At 72.3% G+C, this 19,175-nt stretch carries 15 protein-coding genes; 7 read left to right on the forward strand and 8 right to left on the reverse strand.

Going from position 1 to position 19,175, the window contains the following annotated elements; genetic code table 11:
- Positions 1–30: 30 nt before the first annotated feature.
- The gene (locus ABZ659_RS05730; protein WP_360213983.1) at positions 31–600 is read left to right on the forward strand and encodes an RNA-binding S4 domain-containing protein; all 570 of its coding nucleotides are present in this window, start codon (positions 31–33) and stop codon (positions 598–600) included.
- Between the two features lie 3 nt (positions 601–603).
- Here the strand turns inward: ABZ659_RS05730 and ABZ659_RS05735 are convergent, their stop codons facing one another.
- From ABZ659_RS05735 to rpsA, 6 genes are all read right to left on the reverse strand, one after another.
- A complete protein-coding gene (locus tag ABZ659_RS05735) occupies positions 604–1,077 on the reverse strand; it encodes a DoxX family protein (RefSeq protein ID WP_360213816.1) in 474 nt (157 codons plus the stop codon).
- A gap of 61 nt (positions 1,078–1,138) precedes the next feature.
- Positions 1,139–1,828 (reverse strand): class I SAM-dependent methyltransferase, encoded by a 690-nt coding sequence (locus ABZ659_RS05740; protein WP_360213818.1) that lies wholly within the window; start codon positions 1,826–1,828, stop codon positions 1,139–1,141.
- A 93-nt stretch (positions 1,829–1,921) separates the two neighbouring features.
- On the reverse strand, positions 1,922–2,302 hold the full coding sequence (locus ABZ659_RS05745; protein WP_360213820.1) for a tetratricopeptide repeat protein: 381 nt from the start codon (positions 2,300–2,302) through the stop codon (positions 1,922–1,924).
- A gap of 50 nt (positions 2,303–2,352) precedes the next feature.
- A complete protein-coding gene (gene coaE / locus ABZ659_RS05750; protein WP_360213822.1) occupies positions 2,353–2,973 on the reverse strand; it encodes a dephospho-CoA kinase in 621 nt (206 codons plus the stop codon).
- Positions 2,974–3,056: 83 nt separating this feature from the next.
- Positions 3,057–3,995 carry a PAC2 family protein gene (locus ABZ659_RS05755; RefSeq protein WP_360213824.1) on the reverse strand — a complete coding sequence of 313 codons (939 nt, stop codon included), beginning with the start codon at positions 3,993–3,995 and terminating at the stop codon, positions 3,057–3,059.
- 203 nt (positions 3,996–4,198) lie between these two features.
- A complete protein-coding gene (rpsA, locus tag ABZ659_RS05760; RefSeq protein WP_360213826.1) occupies positions 4,199–5,698 on the reverse strand; it encodes a 30S ribosomal protein S1 in 1,500 nt (499 codons plus the stop codon).
- Between the two features lie 320 nt (positions 5,699–6,018).
- Here rpsA and ABZ659_RS05765 point away from each other — a divergent pair, with 320 nt between their 5' ends.
- Together ABZ659_RS05765 and hrpB are read left to right on the forward strand one after the other, a co-directional pair.
- Positions 6,019–6,915 (forward strand): class I SAM-dependent methyltransferase, encoded by an 897-nt coding sequence (locus tag ABZ659_RS05765; RefSeq protein ID WP_360213828.1) that lies wholly within the window; start codon positions 6,019–6,021, stop codon positions 6,913–6,915.
- A 4-nt stretch (positions 6,916–6,919) separates the two neighbouring features.
- Positions 6,920–9,466 carry an ATP-dependent helicase HrpB gene (gene hrpB, locus ABZ659_RS05770; RefSeq protein WP_360213830.1) on the forward strand — a complete coding sequence of 849 codons (2,547 nt, stop codon included), beginning with the start codon at positions 6,920–6,922 and terminating at the stop codon, positions 9,464–9,466.
- Positions 9,467–9,898: 432 nt separating this feature from the next.
- Here the strand turns inward: hrpB and ABZ659_RS05775 are convergent, their stop codons facing one another.
- Together ABZ659_RS05775 and polA are read right to left on the reverse strand one after the other, a co-directional pair.
- Entirely contained in the window at positions 9,899–11,719 is a 1,821-nt protein-coding gene (locus tag ABZ659_RS05775; protein ID WP_360213832.1) for a lytic murein transglycosylase, read from the reverse strand.
- Between the two features lie 262 nt (positions 11,720–11,981).
- Entirely contained in the window at positions 11,982–14,708 is a 2,727-nt protein-coding gene (polA, locus tag ABZ659_RS05780; protein ID WP_360213834.1) for a DNA polymerase I, read from the reverse strand.
- A gap of 214 nt (positions 14,709–14,922) precedes the next feature.
- On the opposite strand from polA, the gene ABZ659_RS05785 reads away from it, so the two are divergent.
- The 4 genes from ABZ659_RS05785 to ABZ659_RS05800 all read left to right on the forward strand — a co-directional run bounded on the left by ABZ659_RS05785 (position 14,923) and on the right by ABZ659_RS05800 (position 18,928).
- A complete protein-coding gene (locus tag ABZ659_RS05785) occupies positions 14,923–17,202 on the forward strand; it encodes an FdhF/YdeP family oxidoreductase (protein WP_360213836.1) in 2,280 nt (759 codons plus the stop codon).
- Between the two features lie 66 nt (positions 17,203–17,268).
- Positions 17,269–17,766 carry a hotdog fold thioesterase gene (locus ABZ659_RS05790; RefSeq protein WP_360213838.1) on the forward strand — a complete coding sequence of 166 codons (498 nt, stop codon included), beginning with the start codon at positions 17,269–17,271 and terminating at the stop codon, positions 17,764–17,766.
- 140 nt (positions 17,767–17,906) lie between these two features.
- On the forward strand, positions 17,907–18,299 hold the full coding sequence (locus ABZ659_RS05795; protein ID WP_360213840.1) for a hypothetical protein: 393 nt from the start codon (positions 17,907–17,909) through the stop codon (positions 18,297–18,299).
- Positions 18,296–18,928, forward strand: a complete 633-nt coding sequence (locus ABZ659_RS05800) for a Tat pathway signal sequence domain protein (RefSeq protein WP_360213842.1) — start codon at positions 18,296–18,298, stop codon at positions 18,926–18,928. The genes ABZ659_RS05795 and ABZ659_RS05800 overlap by 4 nt, the downstream gene beginning before the upstream one ends.
- Positions 18,929–19,175: the final 247 nt, after the last annotated feature.

Below are 19,175 nucleotides of genomic sequence, written 5' to 3' on the forward strand. Positions count from 1 at the left end.
CCCGCCCCGGACCCCAAGGTCGCAGCCGCGGTGGCCGCCGCCGAGGCCGCCGGGCCGCAGAGCGGCGAGAGCGTGCGCATCGACAGCTGGATCTGGTCCGTACGCCTGGTGAAGACCCGCTCCATCGGCGCCACCGCCTGCAAGGGTGGCCATGTCCGGGTGAACGGCGAGCGGGTCAAGCCCGCCCACTCCGTACGCGTCGGCGATGAGGTGCGCCTGCGGCACGAGGGCCGGGAGCGGATCGTCGTCGTCAAGCGCCTGATCCGCAAGCGGGTCGGCGCCCCGGTGGCCGTCCAGTGCTACGTCGACAACAGCCCGCCGCCACCGCCCCGTGAGGCCGTCGCCCCTCCCGGTATCCGCGACCGCGGCACCGGCCGCCCGACCAAGCGCGACCGCCGCGAGCTGGAACGCCTCCGCGCCCTGGACAGCTTCGGCAGCCGACCTCCCGGCGCTGCATCGCCTGGCGGGCCGAGTGGGTCCGGTGCGACCGGCGTGACCGGTGGGTCTGATGTGCCCGGTGAGCCCGGTGGATCCGGCCGACCGGGTCGCCCCGGCCGGTCCGGCCGGTCCGGTGGCCGCAGGGGATCCGGCAGGCGCTGACCTTCAGGAGCGTCGGTGCAGCAGTCGCAGCAGCTCCGTGTTGTGAGCGCGTCGCACCCAGGCTATGAGGGCGAGCGGCACTATCAGGATCAGCGGTGTGGCCGCGTACTGCCCGTCGAAGACGGTGAGCTGGACCACGAACGCGCCCAGCATCAGCGCGCTCAGCGCCATCGCCGAAGCCGACTGGAGCACCGGTATCAACAGCGCCACCGCTCCCGCCAGTTCCAGCGCGCCGATGGTGTACATCCCCGCGGCGCCCCAGCCCATCTCGTCGAAGGACTCGGCGGCCGAGGAGTGCCCGATCAGCTTGGGCAGCGCGCTCGCGATGCCGAAGAACAGGGCGAGCACCACCTGAAGCGCGCGCAGCGCGATACGGGCGCGTCGGCCACGGGCGGTCGAGGACTCGCCGATGACGCTGCCGGTCGAGGACGCCGCGACGGGGGAAGCAGCGGAGGGGGTGGTGGCGATCTTGGCCATGGGGTCTCCCAGTGTGAGGTGGTGCTTCGTGGTGCGGTCACAGAGGAAGACCCCGCGGCGGTCACGAAGTCATCGCCCGGACCCAGATTCCGTCCTCCGTCAGGTACTTGTCGACGGTCAGCCCCGCCTCCGCCAACGCCTCCTCGAACTGCTCCCTGGTCAGCGGTCTCGACCGGAACGTCTGCGTCCATGTCGCGTCCGGGAACACGTACTCCGCGTGCACCGAGTTGACCCCGTCCGCGACCGGCTCGGCCGACAGGATCCGCACGGTGAAGCCGCTGGGATCGACCCGCTGGCGCGGCAGGTTGGTGTGGTAGTCCGCGCCCTCCCGCTGGATGAGGACACAGCCGCCCTCGGCGACATGCCGTACGCAGGTGCGCAGCAGCCCTCTGCGCACCTCGACGTCCCCGGCGTGCACGAGGAACGAGGCGAGCAGCACGACGTCGAACGTCTCGCCGAGGTCGAGGTCCTCGATGGGGCTGCATATCGTGCGCGCGCCGCGGACGCGGTCGAGCATCTCGGCGGATTCGTCCACCGCGGTGACCGTGAAACCCCGCTCCAGCAGGGGATGGGTCATGCGGCCCACCCCGCTGCCCAGTTCCAGGATGTGCGCCCCCGGCGGTACGGCCGCCGCGATGACGTCGGCCTCGGGCCCGCTGGGCAGCCGTGAGTACAGCTCCACCGCGCAGCCGTCCGGGGTGATGGCCCCGGGGCCCGTCCCCTGATGTCCTGTCCGCATCCTCAGCTCCATGCCCGTACAACGGCCCACCTCCGCACAGCCGTTCCCAGGCACCCCTGCTTCACCCGTTCGAGTGAAGCCAGCCGAGCGGGCACAACAGCGGGCTCAGGAGTCGAAGCGGGCCGCCTTCACGTACTGCGGCTTCGGGTCCAGCGCGGCGGCCAGCCGGAAGTGGCGTATGGCCTGGTCAGGGCGCCCCTGGCGCTCGTAGGTACGGGCTAGCGCGAAGTGCGCGTACGCGTTGTCCGGCTCTCGCTCCAGGACGACCTGGAACTCCAGCTCCGCGGGCCGCAGTTGCGCGGCGGCGAAGAAGGCGCGCGCACGCAGCAGGCGTGCGGCGGTGTTCTCCGGGTGCGCGGCGATGACCTCGTCGAGCAGCTTCACCGCGCCCCGCGGGTCCCGTGCGGCGAGCAGCTGCTCGGCGGCACGGAAGTCGATGACATGCGTCTCCGGGCTACGTCCGGTGGAACCGCTGGTGTCGGGCACGGCAAAGTCCTTCCCTCACTCGGCGCGTTCAACGCCCACGCCAGAGCGGGTTATTCCCTGAGCGGCTCCCGGGACGCCCGTGCGCGGTGTGCGAGATCCGCCCATACGCTCCGTACGCGCCGCTGGAGCTCGGGCAGCGGCACGTCGTTGTCGATGACGATGTCCGCGATCTCCAGGCGCTGTTCCCGCGTCGCCTGGGCGGCCATCCGGGCGCGGGCGTCCTCCTCCGTCATCCCGCGCAGCCGCACCAGCCGGTCGAGCTGGGTGCCGGGGCTGGCGTCGACGACCACGACGACGTCGTACAGCGGTGCGAGGCCGTTCTCCGTGAGGAGGGGCACGTCGTGGACGACGACGGCGTCCTCGGGGGCCGCGGACTCCAGTTCGCGGGAGCGGGCGCCGACCAGGGGGTGCACGATCGAGTTGAGCACGGCGAGCCGGTCGGGGTCGGAGAAGACGATGGAGCCCAGCTTGGGCCGGTCCAGGGCGCCGTCCTCGGTGAGCACCTCCTCGCCGAAGGTCCGTACGACCTCGGCGAGCCCGGGCGTGCCCGGCGCCACGACCTCACGCGCGATCCTGTCGGCGTCGATCAGTACGGCGCCGCACTCCACGAGCAGCCGCGACACCTCGCTCTTGCCCGCGCCGATCCCACCGGTCAAGCCCACTTTCACCATGAACGGCAGCTTAGGCCCTGCCCCGGACGGACCACCTCGCGGCCCGGACGCGCCCACCTCCGTGGGTCGTGCGGGCCGCCTGCCTAGTGGTCGCCCTCCCGCTCAGCCAGGAACTTCTCGAACTCCTGCCCGATCTCGTCGGCCGACGGGATCTCGACCGGCTCGGCCAGCATGTTGCCCCGGGTCTCTGCGCCCGCGACGGCGTCGTACTGGTGCTCAAGGCCCTGGACCAGGGCGGTCAGCTCGTCGTCGCCCTCGCGGATCTGGCGCTCGATCTCCGTCTGGGTGCGGTAGGCGTCCGTGCGCAGGGAGTGCGCGATGCTGGGCAGGACCAGTCCGGTGGCGGCCGTGATGGCCTCCAGGACGGTCAGGGCCGCGTCCGGGTAGGCGGAGCGGGCGATGTAGTGCGGGACGTGCGCGGCGACGCCCAGGACGTCGTGGCCCGCTTCCATGAGGCGGTACTCGACGAGCGCCTCGGCGCTGCCGGGGACCTGTGCCTCCTCGAAGGGGCTGCGGTGGCCCGGCACCAGTTCGGTGCGGTTGCCGTGCGGGGTGAGGCCCACCGGGCGGGTGTGCGGGACGCCCATGGGGATGCCGTGGAAGTTCACGGCGAGGCGGACGCCCAGCCGTTCCACGATCTGCTCGACGGCCGCGGCGAACCTCTCCCACTCCACGTCCGGCTCCGGGCCGGACAGCAGCAGGAAGGGCGCCCCGGTGGCGTCCTGGACGAGCCGCACCGCGAGGGTGGGCTCCTCGAAGGCCGTCCAGTGGTCGCGCCGGAAGGTCAGCAGCGGACGGCGGGCCCGGTAGTCCACGAGCCGGTCGTGGTCGAACCGGGCGACGACCTGGTGGGGCAGCGAGTCGAGGATCCCGTCGACGATCTGGTCGCCGGTCTCACCCGCGTCGATGTATCCGTCGAAGTGGTAGAGCATGACAAGACCGGCCGATTCCTGGGCCAGCGCCATGTCGACGACGGCCAGCCCCTTCGGCTCCCACGTGTACAAACCCTGCGGATCAAGCACTGTGACCGCTCCTCCTCATGTCCGTACTGCACAACGTGGCGTACGCCATGGGCATTCCCGAACGGACGCATCGAAGTCGACCACGGCGAACACCGGGCACCGCTCACACCGGACACGGAGACGCCGGACATGGAAACGCCGAGGGCCCGCACCCTGCACGGATGCGGACCCTCGGCGGTCAGCTACTCAGCGAGCCGTCGCGGTCAGCTCTGGCCGCCGGCCAGCTTCTCGCGCAGCGCGGCCAGCGCCTCGTCCGACGCCAGGGCGCCGGAGTTGTCGCCGCCCTCGGACGAGTACGACCCGCCGCCACCGCCGGAAGCGGCCGGAGCGGCGGCCTCGCCACCCTCGGCAGCGGCCTTCTCGTCCGCCTCGCGGGACTTGATGACCTGCGCCTGGTGCTGCTCGAAGCGCGACTGCGCCTCGGCGTACTGGCGCTCCCACTCCTCGCGCTGCTTCTCGTAGCCCTCGAGCCAGTCGTTGGTCTCGGGGTCGAAGCCCTCGGGGTAGATGTAGTTGCCCTGGTCGTCGTAGGACGCGGCCATGCCGTACAGGGTCGGGTCGAACTCGACCGCGGACGGGTCGGCACCGAAGGACTCGTTGGCCTGCTTCAGCGAGAGGCTGATGCGACGGCGCTCGAGGTCGATGTCGATGACCTTGACGAAGATCTCGTCGTTGACCTGGACGACCTGCTCCGGGATCTCCACGTGGCGCTCGGCCAGCTCGGAGATGTGGACCAGACCCTCGATGCCCTCGTCCACGCGGACGAACGCACCGAACGGAACCAGCTTCGTGACCTTGCCGGGCACGACCTGGCCGATCTGGTGGGTGCGGGCGAACTGCTGCCACGGGTCTTCCTGGGTCGCCTTCAGCGACAGGGAGACACGCTCGCGGTCCATGTCGACGTCGAGGACCTCGACCGTGACCTCCTGGCCGACCTCGACGACCTCGGAGGGGTGGTCGATGTGCTTCCAGGACAGCTCGGAGACGTGGACCAGACCGTCGACGCCACCCAGGTCCACGAAGGCACCGAAGTTGACGATCGAGGAGACCACACCGGAACGGACCTGACCCTTCTGGAGGGTCGTGAGGAACGTCTGGCGAACCTCGGACTGGGTCTGCTCCAGCCAGGCACGGCGGGACAGGACCACGTTGTTGCGGTTCTTGTCCAACTCGATGATCTTGGCCTCGAGCTCCTTGCCCACGTAGGGCTGGAGGTCGCGCACGCGGCGCATCTCGACCAGGGAGGCCGGGAGGAAGCCACGGAGGCCGATGTCGAGGATGAGACCACCCTTGACGACCTCGATGACGGTACCGGTGACGATCCCGTCCTCTTCCTTGATCTTCTCGATGGTGCCCCAGGCACGCTCGTACTGGGCGCGCTTCTTCGAGAGGATCAGGCGGCCTTCCTTGTCCTCCTTCTGGAGGACGAGGGCCTCGATCTCGTCACCGACGGCGACGACCTCGTTGGGGTCGACGTCGTGCTTGATCGAGAGCTCGCGGCTCGGGATAACGCCTTCGGTCTTGTAACCGATGTCGAGCAGGACCTCGTCCCGGTCGACCTTCACGATGACGCCGTCGACGATGTCGCCGTCGTTGAAGTACTTGATCGTCTCGTCGATCGCGGCGAGGAAAGCTTCCTCGTTACCGATGTCGTTGACCGCTACCTGCGGGGTGGTGGCGGTGGTCTCGGTGCTGCTCGTCATGTGGGAAAGGGCTCCGGTACGGACATTGAAGTCGTAGGTACTGCTTACGCCGGGAGCCCGTTTCGCTCTGCAGAAGCCGGACAGCCAAGGAAGCGCCTCACCAGCGAACCGGTGATGGCGCCTCGACAACCGAGGGGACATACAACAGATGCGAGCGCAGCCTGCTACGTCTGAGGTGCGCAGGCCCGCAGCGCAACTTGTAGCATACGGGGGCGGCCGGGCAGGGTCAATGCGCGAAGCCGCACACCCGGGGCGGATCGCCGCATAACCGGCACAGAAGCCGTCCACCGAGGCCACGCGTGCCGCATGGCGCCCCTTCGGTGACACCACCGGGACGGGCTGGACGGAAGAGTACGACGAGGGAGCCCATCATCCAAGAGCCCGTGACGCCCCAGACCATGGCCCACACCACGGCACCGGACCCCGCGGAACCGGAGGCCACCCGGCGCGCCGCCGGGGTCACGGAGAGTGCCCGCGCGAACCGGGGCTGGTGGGACCGGAACGCCGACGAGTACCAGTCCGAACACGGCACGTTCCTCGGCGACGACCGCTTCGTGTGGTGCCCCGAGGGCCTCGACGAGGTGGAGGCGGAGCTGCTCGGCCCGGCGGAGGGGCTGGCGGGCAAGTCGGTCCTGGAGATCGGCGCGGGCGCGGCGCAGTGCTCGCGCTGGCTCGCCGCGCAGGGGGCGAGCCCGGTCGCCCTCGACCTCTCGCACCGCCAGCTCCAGCACGCCCTGCGCATCGGCGGAACGTTCCCGCTGGTGTGCGCGGACGCCGCCGCGCTGCCCTTCGCGGACGCCTCCTTCGACCTGGCCTGCTCGGCGTACGGCGCGCTGCCGTTCGTCGCCGACCCGGTGCTGGTGCTGCGCGAGGTGCGGCGGGTGCTGCGGCCGGGCGGCCGGTTCGCGTTCTCGGTGACCCACCCGATCCGCTGGGCGTTCCCGGACGAGCCCGGTCCCGAGGGCCTGTCCGTCTCCGCGTCCTACTTCGACCGCACGCCGTACGTCGAGCAGGACGAGGCGGGCCACGCGGTGTACGTCGAGCACCACAGGACGGTCGGCGACCGCGTCCGGGACGTGGTGGCGGCGGGCCTGCGCCTGGTGGACCTGGTGGAGCCGGAGTGGCCCGCGTGGAACACCTCCGAATGGGGCGGCTGGTCCCCGCTGCGCGGCCAGCAGATCCCCGGCACGGCGATCTTCGTGTGCGTACGGGACTGAGTGCGTGATCCGCTACGACGCTCTGGACGCCCTTCCCGTACGGGCCGCCCTGCCCGGCCTGACCGACGCCCTGGACGGACCCGGCACCGCCGTGCTCGTCGCGCCGCCCGGCACCGGCAAGACGACGCTGGTGCCGCTGGCGCTGGCCGGGCTGCTGGACGGGGGCCGCGGGCGGCCGGCCGGGCGGGTCGTCGTGGCCGAGCCGCGGCGGATCGCGGCGCGGGCGGCGGCCCGGCGGATGGCGTGGCTGCTGGGCGAGAAGGTCGGCGAGAGCGTCGGCTACACGGTCCGCGGCGAGCGGGTCGTCGGGCGGCACGCGCGCGTGGAGGTCGTCACGACGGGTGTGCTGCTCCAGCGGATCCAGCGGGACCAGGAGCTGGCCGGGGTCGACGTGGTGGTGCTCGACGAGTGCCACGAACGGCATCTGGACGCGGACACGGCGGCGGCCTTCCTGTGGGACGTGCGGCAGACGCTGCGGCCCGAGCTGCGGCTGGTGGCGGCGTCGGCCACCACCGACGCGGAGGGCTGGGCGCGGCTGCTCGGCGGCGCTCCCGTGGTGGCGGCCGCGGGTGTCTCGTACCCGGTGGAGGTGGTGTGGGCGCCTCCCGCGCGTGCGGTACGGCCGCCGCACGGGATGCGGGTCGACCCGGTGCTGCTGACGCATGTGGCGTCGGTGGTGCGGCGGGCGCTGGCCGAGCGGCCGGGGGACGTGCTGTGCTTCCTGCCGGGCGTGGGCGAGATCGCGCGGGTGGCCGGGCAGCTCGGTGACCTGGGTGACGTGGAGGTGCTCCAGGTGCACGGGCGGGCACCGGCCGCCGTGCAGGACGCGGTGCTGGCGCCGGGGGCGCGGCGCCGGGTGGTGCTGGCGACGGCGGTGGCGGAGTCGTCGCTGACCGTTCCGGGGGTGCGGGTGGTCGTCGACTCGGGGCTGGCGCGGGAGCCGCGGGTGGACCACGCGCGCGGGCTGAGCGCGCTGACGACGGTACGGGCCTCGCAGGCGGCGGGTCGGCAGCGGGCCGGGCGTGCGGGGCGGGAGGCGCCGGGGGCGGTGTACCGCTGCTGGGCGGAGGCCGAGGACGGGCGTCTGCCGCGTTTTCCCGCGCCGGAGATCAAAGTGGCCGACCTGACGGCGTTCGCGCTCCAGGCGGCCTGTTGGGGTGATCCTGGGGCCGCCGGGCTGGCGCTGCTGGATCCGCCGCCGAGCGGTGCGATGGCGGCGGCGCGGGCGGCGCTGACGGCGGTGGGTGCCGTCGACGCCGCGGGGCGCGCGACGGAGCGGGGTGCGCGGCTGGCCCGGCTGGGGCTGCATCCCCGGCTGGGGCGGGCGCTGCTGGACGCGGCGCCGCTGGTGGGCGCCGGATTGGCCGCGGAGGTGGTGGCCCTGCTGAGCGAGGAGCCACCGCGCGCGTACGGCGACGATCTCGCCGCCGCGCTGCGGGCCGCCCGGCGCGGCGGTGACGCCTACGCGGGGCGGTGGCGGGCGGAGGTACGGCGGTTGCGGGCCGCCGCGACGGATGCGTCCCGGGGACCTGCCGGGTCGGCGGCGGAACGGCCACAGACGCGCACCGGCGCGGCGGGCGAGGACGCCGCCGTCGGGGTCGTCGTCGCCCTCGCCTTCCCGGAGCGGGTGGGCAAGGCGGACGGCGGGTCGTACGTCATGGTGTCCGGCACCCGGGCGGAGATCCGGGACGGGTCGGCGGTGCGGGGGGCGCCGTGGCTCGCGGTCGCCGTGGCCGACCGGCCGGTGGGCAAGGGCCACGCGCGCGTGCAGCTCGCCGCCGTGGTGGACGAGGAGGTCGCCCGGTACGCGGCCGGAGCCCTGCTGGACGAGCGGGAGGAGGTCCACTGGGCGGACGGCGATGTCGTCGCCCGGCGCGTGGAGCGGCTGGGGGCGGTGGAGCTGGCGGTACGGCCGCTGCGGAACGCCGACCCCCGCCTCGTACGCGAGGCGCTGCTCGAAGGGCTGCGGGCGGACGGGTTCGGGTTGTTGCGGTGGTCACCCGAGGCCCGGGTGCTGCGGCAGCGGCTCGCCTTCCTGCGGCTGCGGCTCGGGGAGCCGTGGCCCGACGTGTCCGACGACGCGTTGCACGCGCGCGTGGCGGAGTGGCTGGAGCCGGAGCTGGGCCGGGCCCGGCGGCGGGCCGACCTCGCGCGGATCGACGCCGGGCAAGGGCTGGCCCGGTTGCTGCCGTGGGCCACGGGGGAAGCGGCGCGGTTCGACGAACTCGCCCCCGAGCGGATCACCGTACCGAGTGGGTCCAGGATCCGGATCGACTACTCCGATCCGGAACGGCCGGTCCTCGCGGTGAAGTTGCAGGAGATGTTCGGGCTCCAGCGGTCGCCCGTGGTGGCCGGGGTGCCGGTGCTCGTGCACCTGCTGTCGCCCGCCGGGCGTCCGGCGGCGGTCACGGCGGACCTCGCGTCCTTCTGGCGGGACGGCTACCAGGGCGTACGGGCGGAGCTGCGCGGCCGGTACCCGAAGCACCCGTGGCCGGAGGACCCCGCCAGCGCGGAGCCGACCCGGCACACCAACGCGCGGCTCAGGCGGTGACGGTCTCCGGTTCCGTGGCCGGTCGCGGGGCCGGGGTGCCGGATGTGCGGCCGCGTCACCCCGGCCACAGCGGCAGGGACGGCAGCAGCACGCCAGGGGGAGGGCGGGACCAGGGCGGTCTTGCGGCGCGTCTCCGCCTCCCCCTCCCGGGGGTGAGGGGTGTGCGGGCACCGTCGTCAGCCCGGGTTCCGGGGACGTCTCGCCGGCGGGTGAGCCGCGGACGGTGAGGGAGAGGACAGGGCGAACGCGAGGAGGAGACCGCGGCGGCGATCAGGACACGCACACGGGCCTCCTCGCGGACGCCAGCTGACATCACGTCAGGTTGACGGCGCACGGTAGCGCCGGCCGGACGAGACGAGGACGGCTCGGGCGGACGCCGAAGGGCGCCCGTCCGCGGTGGCGGAGGGGCGCCCTGTGCGGGTGCTGGCGTTCCTACGCGGTCGGCGAGGCCGAGGGGCTGGCCGTCTCGCCGGTGGGCTCGCTCGGCGTCGGGGTCGGCGTCGGGGTCGGGGTCGGCGTCGGCGTCGGGGTCGGGGTCGGGGTCGGCGTCGGGGTCGGCGCCGGGGCCGTGACGATGAGCGTGTAGGTGAGCGTGGCGCCGCCGGTGGTGGTGACGCGCAGCGTGTAGGTGCCCTCGGTGTCGTCCGCGTACAGCTTCGGCAGCGTCAGCACTCCGTCGGCGTCGGTCTTCAGGCCGGTGAGGGTGCGTACGGCGGCGTCGTCGGCGTCCTTGAAGTAGGGGCCCCTGTCGTTGGGCGTGGGGTCGTCCGCCGACGTGACCAGGGTCGCCGTGGCCGCCACGCCGTCCGCGACGGCACCGTCGTACGCCGCCTTCAGCTGGATCTGCTCGGCGAACTCGCCGCCCGTGACGCAGCTCAGCTCCGTCTCACCGACGGGGGTGAGGGTGTCGGCGGCGCGGGCGATGACGGTGGCGGTGTAGTCGAGGCCGGGCAGGGTGCGGCCGACGACGGTGGCGCGGACCGTGAAGTCGCCAATCTGCTCGCCCGCTTGCAGGGCGGGGGCCACGGCGACACCGGCGCTGCTGGTGACGACCGTGGCGACGGTCTCGCCGGTGGAGAAGGTGGCGTCGGTGGAGCCGGTGATCGTGAAGCGGACCCGGACCTTGCCGACGGCGGTGCCGTCCTCGGTCTCCGTGCGGGTGCTGACGCGCTCGCCGAAGGCGTCGCCCGCCATGGCGGTGAGCGTGGCGGTGTCCGCGTCCTCCAGGTGGTGCACGGTGTCGGTGGGCGTCGGCGGGGTCGCCGGGGGTGTGGTTTCGGGCGGCGTCGGCTGCGGGCTGGGGCTGCTGCCGCCCGAGGCGGGCGGGGTGGGCTTCGGCGACGTGCTGCCCCGGTCCCGCGAGGACGGCTTCGGGGCGGGAGGCGTGCTGGGACGGGGGCTGGGGTTGGCCCCGGCCGTGTCGTCGCTGCGGTTCCCGGGGAGCGAGCCGGTGCCGTCGGGGACCTCGTGGGTGCCCTTGCGGTAGTACTCCAGCCACGACAGGACCGTGTTCAGGTAGTCCGTCGAGTTGTTGTAGCTGAGGATCGCGCTGTTGAGGTCGGACTGGTCGGAGAGGTCCCAGCCGAACCGGCACAGGTAGTGCCCGGCGGCGAGCGCGGCGTCGTAGACGTTGTTGGGGTCCTTGACCCCGTCGCCGTTGCCGTCGCGGCCCGCCCACGCCCAGGTGGACGGGATGAACTGCATGGGGCCGACCGCGCGGTCGAAGGAGCTGTCGCCGTCGTACAGGCCGCCGTCGGTGTCGCTGATGTTCGCGAAACCGTTGCCGTTGAGCTGCGGCCCGAGGATGGGGCTCAGGGTGGTGCCGCCCGCGGAGACGTTGCCGCCGCGGGCGTGGCCGGACTCCACCTTGCCGATGGCGGCGAGCAGCTCCCAGGGTATGTTGCAGCCCGGTTTGGCGCCGCGCAGCTTGGCGGCGGCCTTCTTGTAGGCGTCGAGGACGGTCGCCGGGATGCCCGCCTGCGTCTCGCCCGTGGCGGGTGGTGTGGTGCCGGTGCTCGGCGACGGGGTGGGGCTGTTCAGCGGCGGCAGGTCCGTGTAGTAGGGCGAGTTGCCGGTGGCGCTGTCCTCGGTGTACTCGTCCGGTGAGGGCTGCGCGCCGGTGGTGGACTGTCTGCCGTCCGCGTCGGTGGTCACTCCGGGAGCCTGGGACGCGGACAGCGCCGCGACCGCGGCGGCGGCGACAGCGGTGGTCGCCGCTCCCTTACGCAGCCTCCTGCCGAATTGCGGCCCCATAGAGTGAACCCCTCCCCTGGACGTCCGGCGTCCGTTCGTCGTCTGTGTGCTCGCCCAGTAGCTCTTCTCGGCCCAGGCGACCCTACGACAACTTCTCTTGCGCGGGGAGCCGTTCACGTCCGGTTTTCACCGGTTGGCCACATCCCGTTGGGACGAACCGGACGGGACGTTCCGGGGACGGGGCGGCGGGGTGGCCGGGACACCGGGCCCGGCCTCCGGCACGGGCCCCGCGCGCGGACGCGGAACCCGTACCGTCACCCGGTCAGTGCGCCGCCGACTCCCAGTCCGGGCCGACGCCCACCGAGACGTCCAGCGGGGCGCGGAGCCGGACCGCGGCGGCCATCTCGCGGCGGACGAGTTCCTCCGCCGCCTCCCGCTCGCCCGGGGCGATCTCCAGGACGACCTCGTCGTGCACCTGGAGGAGCATCCGCGACTTCAGCTCCGCCTCGCGCAGCGCCAGGTCGACGTTGAGCATGGCGATCTTGACGATGTCCGCGGCGGTGCCCTGGATGGGCGCGTTCAGCGCCATCCGCTCGGCGGCCTCACGGCGCTGGCGGTTGTCGCTGTTGAGGTCGGGCAGGTAGCGGCGGCGCCCGAACAGCGTCGCCGTGTAGCCCGTGGCCCGCGCCTCGTCGACCGCCCGGCGCAGGTAGTCCCGCACGCCGCCGAACCGCTCGAAGTAGGCGTCCATCAGGGCGCGGGCCTCCGCCGCCTCGATGTTCAGCTGCTGCGACAGACCGAACGCCGACAGGCCGTACGCCAGCCCGTACGACATCGCCTTGATCTTGCGGCGCATCTCCGCGTCGACCGCGGTGGGCGGCACGGAGAACACCTGCGCGGCGGCGGTGGTGTGCAGGTCCTCGCCGGAGGTGAACGCCTCGATGAGGCCCGCGTCCTCGGAGAGGTGGGCCATCACCCGCAACTCGATCTGGCTGTAGTCGGCGGTCATCAGCGACTCGAAGCCCTCGCCGACGACGAAGCCCCGGCGGATCGCGCGGCCCTCGTCCGTACGGACCGGGATGTTCTGGAGGTTCGGGTCGGTGGACGACAGGCGGCCGGTGGCGGCGACGGTCTGGTTGAACGTGGTGTGGATCCGGCCGTCCGCCGCGATCGTCTTGATCAGGCCCTCGACGGTGACGCGCAGCTTCGCCTGCTCGCGGTGGCGGAGCATGATCACCGGCAGTTCGTTGTCGGTCTGGGTGGCGAGCCAGGCCAGAGCGTCGGCGTCGGTGGTGTAGCCCGTCTTCGTCTTCTTGGTCTTCGGCAGCGCCAGCTCCCCGAAGAGGACCTCCTGGAGCTGCTTGGGCGAGCCGAGGTTGAACTCGTGCCCGGCCGCCGCGTGGGCCTCCTTCACCGCCTGCTGGACGGCGCCCGCGAACATCTGCTCCATGGCCTCCAGATGCGTGCGGTCCGCGGCGATGCCGTACCGCTCCATCCGGGCCAGCAGGGCGGACGTCGGCAGCTCCACCTCGCGCAGCAGGTCCGCGGCGCCGACCTCCTCAAGGCGGCCCTCGAAGACCCCGCCGAGGTCCAGGATCGCGCGGGCCTGCACCATCAGCGCCTCGGCCTCCGCGCCGTCGTCCGTGCCGAAGGCGAGCTGGCCGTCGGCCGCGGCGGCCGGTCCCAGCTCGCGGTGCAGGTACTCCAGGGACAGCGCGTCCAGGTCGAAGGAACGGCGGCCCGGCTTGACCAGGTAGGCGGCGAGCGCGGTGTCCATGGCGACGCCCTCGACCGACCAGCCGTGCTCGGCGAGGACCCGCATGGCGCCCTTGGCGTTGTGGAAGACCTTCGGACGCCCCGCGTCGGCCAGCCAGGCCGCCCACGCGCGCTCGTCGGCCTCGTCCAGCTGGGCCGGGTCGAACCAGACGGCAGCGCCGTCCGCGGTGGCCAGCGCCACCTCCGCCACCGAGCCACTGCCGAGCGCCCAGCTGTCGACAGTGGCGACCCCGAGGGCCTCGGCACCGCGCTCGGCCAGCCACGGGGCCAGCTCACCGGTCACGAGGACCTTGCCGTCCAGCTCGATCCCGTCCGCGGCGACCGGCGTCGTCTCCGCCTCCTCGGCGCCGGGGTCGACGGCGAACAGCCGCTCGCGCAGGGACGGGTTCCTGATCTCCAGGGTGTCCAGCACCATCGCGACCGCCTTGCGGTCGTACGGCGCGCGGGTCAGCTCGGTCACGCCCCGGTCCAGCTCCACCCGCCGCTCCAGCTCGGTGAGCCTGCGGTTGAGCTTGACCGACTCCAGGTGGTCGCGCAGGTTCTGCCCGGCCTTGCCCTTGACCTCCTCGGCCCGCTCCACCAGCTCCGCGAACGAACCGAACTGGTTGATCCACTTCGCGGCGGTCTTCTCCCCGACGCCGGGGATACCGGGCAGGTTGTCGGAGGGGTCGCCGCGCAGCGCGGCGAAGTCGGGGTACTGCGCGGGCGTCAGACCGTACTTCTCCTGGACCTTCTCCGGGGTGAACCGGGTCAGCTCGGAGACGCCCTTCGTCGGGTACAGCACGGTCGTGTGCTCACTGACCAGCTGGAACGAATCACGGTCGCCGGTGACGATCAGCACCTCGAAACCGGCGGCCTCGGCCTCGGTGGCGAGGGTGGCGATCACGTCGTCCGCCTCGAAGCCGTCCACCGCGAAGCGCTCGGCGTGCATCGCGTCGAGCAGCTCGCAGATCAGCTCGACCTGGCCCCTGAACTCGTCGGGCGTCTTGGAGCGGTTCGCCTTGTACTCCGTGAACTCCTCCGAGCGCCATGTCTTGCGGGAGACGTCGAAGGCCACCGCGAAGTGCGTGGGCGCCTCGTCACGCAGGGTGTTGGCGAGCATCGACGCGAAGCCGTAGATCGCGTTCGTCGGCTGGCCCGTCGCGGTCGTGAAGTTCTCCGCGGGCAGCGCGAAGAACGCGCGGTACGCCAGTGAGTGCCCGTCCATGAGCATCAGCCGCGGACGCTCACCGCCGGAGGTGTTGTCGGTCTTCTTCGATGCTGTCTCTGCCACGTCCCCGATCCTGCCACGGCCCACTGACAGTCAGGCCCACCCGCACACCGGCGCCCCCGTCGCGGCGGCACACGCCCGCTCCGCCCACGCCCGCTCCGCCCACGCCCGGTGCGCCGGTGTCCCGCTCGCCCGGTCCCGCTGTCGGCGCGCCGTGCGAGGATCGGAGACGTACCTCACAGACGCAGCGCCCACGCAGTCGAAGGAGAAGGGTGCGATGGCCAAGAAGCCGCCCCAGGGTGATCCGGTCCAGGACGCGCCCGAGGTCAGCGAACCCCAACGCACGGTGGCCGGACTCACCGCCATCGGGCAGACCCTGCGCGTCGCCCAGCAGCAGATGGGCGTCAGGCGCAGCGCGCTCACCCTGCTCCGGGTCAACCAGAAGGAGGGCTTCGACTGCCCCGGCTGCGCCTGGCCGGAAGGCGACCAACGCCATACGTTCGAGTTCTGTGAGAACGGCGCGAAGGCGGTCGCCGAGGAAGCCACCGTGCGCCGGGTCACCCCGGAGTTCCTCGCCGCGCACCCCGTCACCGACCTCGCCACCCGCAGCGGCTACTGGCTCGGCCAGCAAGGCAGGCTGACCCACCCCATGTACCTCCCCGAAGGCGCCGACCACTACGAACCGGTCTCCTGGGAGCGCGCCTTCGACATCGTCGCCGAGGAGATCACCGCCCTCGACTCCCCCGACGAGGCCGTCTTCTACACCTCCGGCCGCACCAGCAACGAGGCCGCGTTCCTCTACCAGCTCTTCGCCCGCGAACTGGGCACCAACAACCTGCCCGACTGCTCCAACATGTGCCACGAGTCGTCCGGCTCGGCACTGACCGAGACCATCGGCATCGGCAAGGGCAGCGTCCTCCTGGACGACCTCCACCAGGCGGACCTCATCATCGTCGCCGGGCAGAACCCGGGCACCAACCACCCCCGGATGCTCGCCGCGCTGGAGAAGGCCAAGGCGAACGGCGCGAAGATCATCAGCGTCAACCCGCTGCCCGAGGCGGGTTTGGAGCGGTTCAAGAACCCGCAGACCGCCAAGGGCCTCACCACCGGCGCTACCCTCAACGACCTGTTCCTCCAGATCCGCATCGGCGGCGACCAGGCCCTCTTCCGCCTCCTCAACAAGCTGATCCTGGACACCCCGGGCGCCGTCGACGAGGACTTCGTCCGCGACCACACCCACGGCTTCGAGGAGTTCACCGAGGCCGCCCGCGCCGCCGACTGGGCCGCCACCCGCACCGCGACCGGCCTCACCGAACAGGACATCCGCCGCGCCCTGGACCTCGTCCTCGCGTCGGAGCGGACCATCGTCTGCTGGGCCATGGGCCTGACCCAGCACAAGCACTCCGTGCCCACCATCCGCGAGGTCGTCAACTTCCTCCTGCTGCGCGGCAACATCGGCCGCCCGGGCGCGGGCGTCTGCCCCGTGCGCGGCCACTCCAACGTGCAGGGCGACCGCACCATGGGCATCTTCGAACGCCCCGCGCCCGCCTTCCTCGACGCCCTGGAGAAGGAGTTCGGCTTCGCGCCCCCGCGCGAGCACGGCTACGACGTCGTCCGCGCGATCCGCGCCCTGCGCGACGGCGAGGCCAAGGTCTTCTTCGCCATGGGCGGCAACTTCGTGGCCGCCTCCCCCGACACCGACGTCACCGAGGCCGCCATGCGGCGCGCCCGGCTGACCGTGCACGTCTCCACCAAGCTCAACCGCAGCCACGCCGTCACCGGCGCCCGCGCCCTGATCCTGCCCACCCTCGGCCGCACCGAGCGCGACGTCCAGGGCGGCGGCGAGCAGTTCGTCACCGTCGAGGACTCCATGGGCATGGTCCACGCCTCCCACGGCCGACTGGCCCCCGCCAGCCCCCACCTGCTGTCGGAACCGGCGATCGTGTGCCGGATGGCCCGCCGGGTCCTCGGCGCGGACAGCGTCGTCCCGTGGGAGGAGTTCGAGAAGGACTACGCGACCATCCGGGACCGCATCGCGCGCGTGGTCCCCGGCTTCGACGACTTCAACGCGCGCGTGGCCCGCCCCGGCGGCTTCGTCCTGCCGCACGCCCCCCGCGACGAACGCCGCTTCCCCACCGCCACCGGCAAGGCCAACTTCACCGCCGCGCCCGTGGAGTACCCCGAACTGCCCGAGGGGCGCCTGCTGTTGCAGACGCTGCGCTCGCACGACCAGTACAACACCACCATCTACGGCCTCGACGACCGCTACCGCGGCATCACCGGCGGACGCCGGGTGGTGCTGGTCAACCCGGAGGACGCCCGCGCGCTGAACGTCGCCGACGGGTCGTACGTCGACCTGGTGAGCGAGTGGCGGGACGGCGTCGAGCGGCGGGCGCCCGGCTTCCGGGTGGTGCACTATCCGACCGCGCGGGGCTGCGCCGCCGCCTACTACCCCGAGACGAACGTCCTGGTCCCGCTGGACTCCACCGCGGACACCAGCAACACCCCGGCCAGCAAGTCCGTCGTGGTCCGTCTGGAACAATCGGCCACCGACTGAGCGTTTGCTCAGCGCCGGCTGAACCACCCCGACCGGACAGCACAGCACACGAACGGAGCGCGGCCCATGGGCGAGCAGCAGCACGTGAAGTTCCCGCAGCAGGTCATCGACGAGTACGCCACCCTCGGTGTCGACCTCCCGGCCCTGTTCTCCGCCGGACACCTCGGCATCCGGATGGGCGTGCAGATCCTGGAGGCGTCGGCGGAGCGGGTCGTCGGCACCATGCCGGTCGAGGGCAACACCCAGCCGTACGGCCTGCTGCACGGCGGCGCCTCCGCGGTGCTCGCCGAGACCCTCGGCTCGGTCGGCTCCATGCTGCACGGCGGCCCCTCGAAGATCGCCGTCGGGGTCGACCTGAACTGCACCCACCACCGCGCCGCCCGCTCCGGCCTGGTCACCGGCGTCGCCACCCCGCTGCACCGGGGGCGCTCCACCACGACGTACGAGATCGTCATCACCGACGAGGAGGACCGCCGCGTGTGCAGCGCCCGGCTCACCTGCCTGCTGCGCGACGTCAACCGCGGCGACGCGGAGCGCTTCAGCGGGGGCACCACCCCGGCCTGACCCCCGGCCCGCAGCGGTCCACTCCCGGTCCACTCCCGACCCACACCAGCCCACTCCCGACCCGCACCGGCTCGCGCCTGAGGACGGCGACCGCCCCCTCCCCTGGCCCAACTCCCCCCGCACGACGTAGCGTCGGGGTCATGGCAAGGGGAGGGGTCATCCGGGCGGGGGCGGCGCTGTCGCTGACCCTGCTGGCCGCCGGATGCGCGGACCCAGCGACGCAGGGGGCACCAGCGGCACCGGCGACCGGCGCCGCCCACTCCCCCACCCCCACACCCCCCGAAGACCTGTGCGCCCGCCTCGTCACCCACTGGTCCCGCGAGGTCCTGGACACCGGCACCTACGGCGACTACCAGTCGATGGGCTTGTCGAACGGCCAGTACGACATCCTCCGCGAGGTCGTCGACGCCGCACGCGCGGAGCGCGACCGCCACGGCGACGCGGCCGCCGACGCGCTGATCGAACGCGGGGCACGCGCGGGCTGCGTGGACTGGTACCGCACCGGCGGCCCGAGCGGCGGTCCCTGGCAGTGAACGGCGTCGGACCGGTCGAACCGGGCGAGGACACCTACGTACGAAATCCAGCCCTTCCCACGGAGGGCCCGCCGCACGGGCGCCTGGCACGGCTGCGGCACCGGTACCACCGGCACCACCGCGCCGTGCTGGCCGCCGCGACGGCCACCGCCGTCCTCGCGGGCGGCGGCTACCTCTACGCCACCCGCCCGCACCCGGCCCCCGTACCGCCGTTTCCCAGCCCCGTACCGCGCGACACCGCCGCCCCGTACCCGTCGCAGGTCGTGGACGTCGTCTACCTGAACGACGTGCCCTCCCGGGGCGCCGACTTCCGCTTCGACGTGCTGCTGAGCGTGCTGTCCGGCCCGCCGGTCACCGTGACCCGCGTCGCCCAGCCCTACGCGGGCCTCACCGTGACCTCCGCGCCACGCGCACCTTTTCGGACAGCCGCGGGCTCCTCCCGCAAGATCATCGTCACCATGCGGGTCACAGAATGCGAAAAAGTACCGGGTAACGCAGGATTACCTTTCCTGGACGTAACTCTACGTAATACGCGTGCAATACAAACGCACAGTTTCATCCTGGGATCACGCTACGCACAGCATCTCTCGGAGGCCCTACAGGTAGCCTGCAGCAACAGTTCAAGGTAATCACCAAAACCCCTGAGACTCCTGAAATACCCCGGCCCGTCCTGGGAGTTCTCACTATGTGGACAGGGCGAATCGGCCCGAATTCCGCGGTTCCACCCACTCAGTACCGCTCTGCATTACGTCGTGTCATAACAAGAGCGTCACAGCCTTGGCCAGATACTCCTCCACGTTCCCCTCACCCGCTTAGAGTCACGGCCAGTCACCGCGCCGTCGGAATGTCACTTCGGCCCAGCGCTCGACTCGGCCG

The sequence above is a fragment of the Streptomyces sp. NPDC006997 genome (assembly GCF_040635175.1).
Taxonomy (GTDB): domain Bacteria; phylum Actinomycetota; class Actinomycetes; order Streptomycetales; family Streptomycetaceae; genus Streptomyces.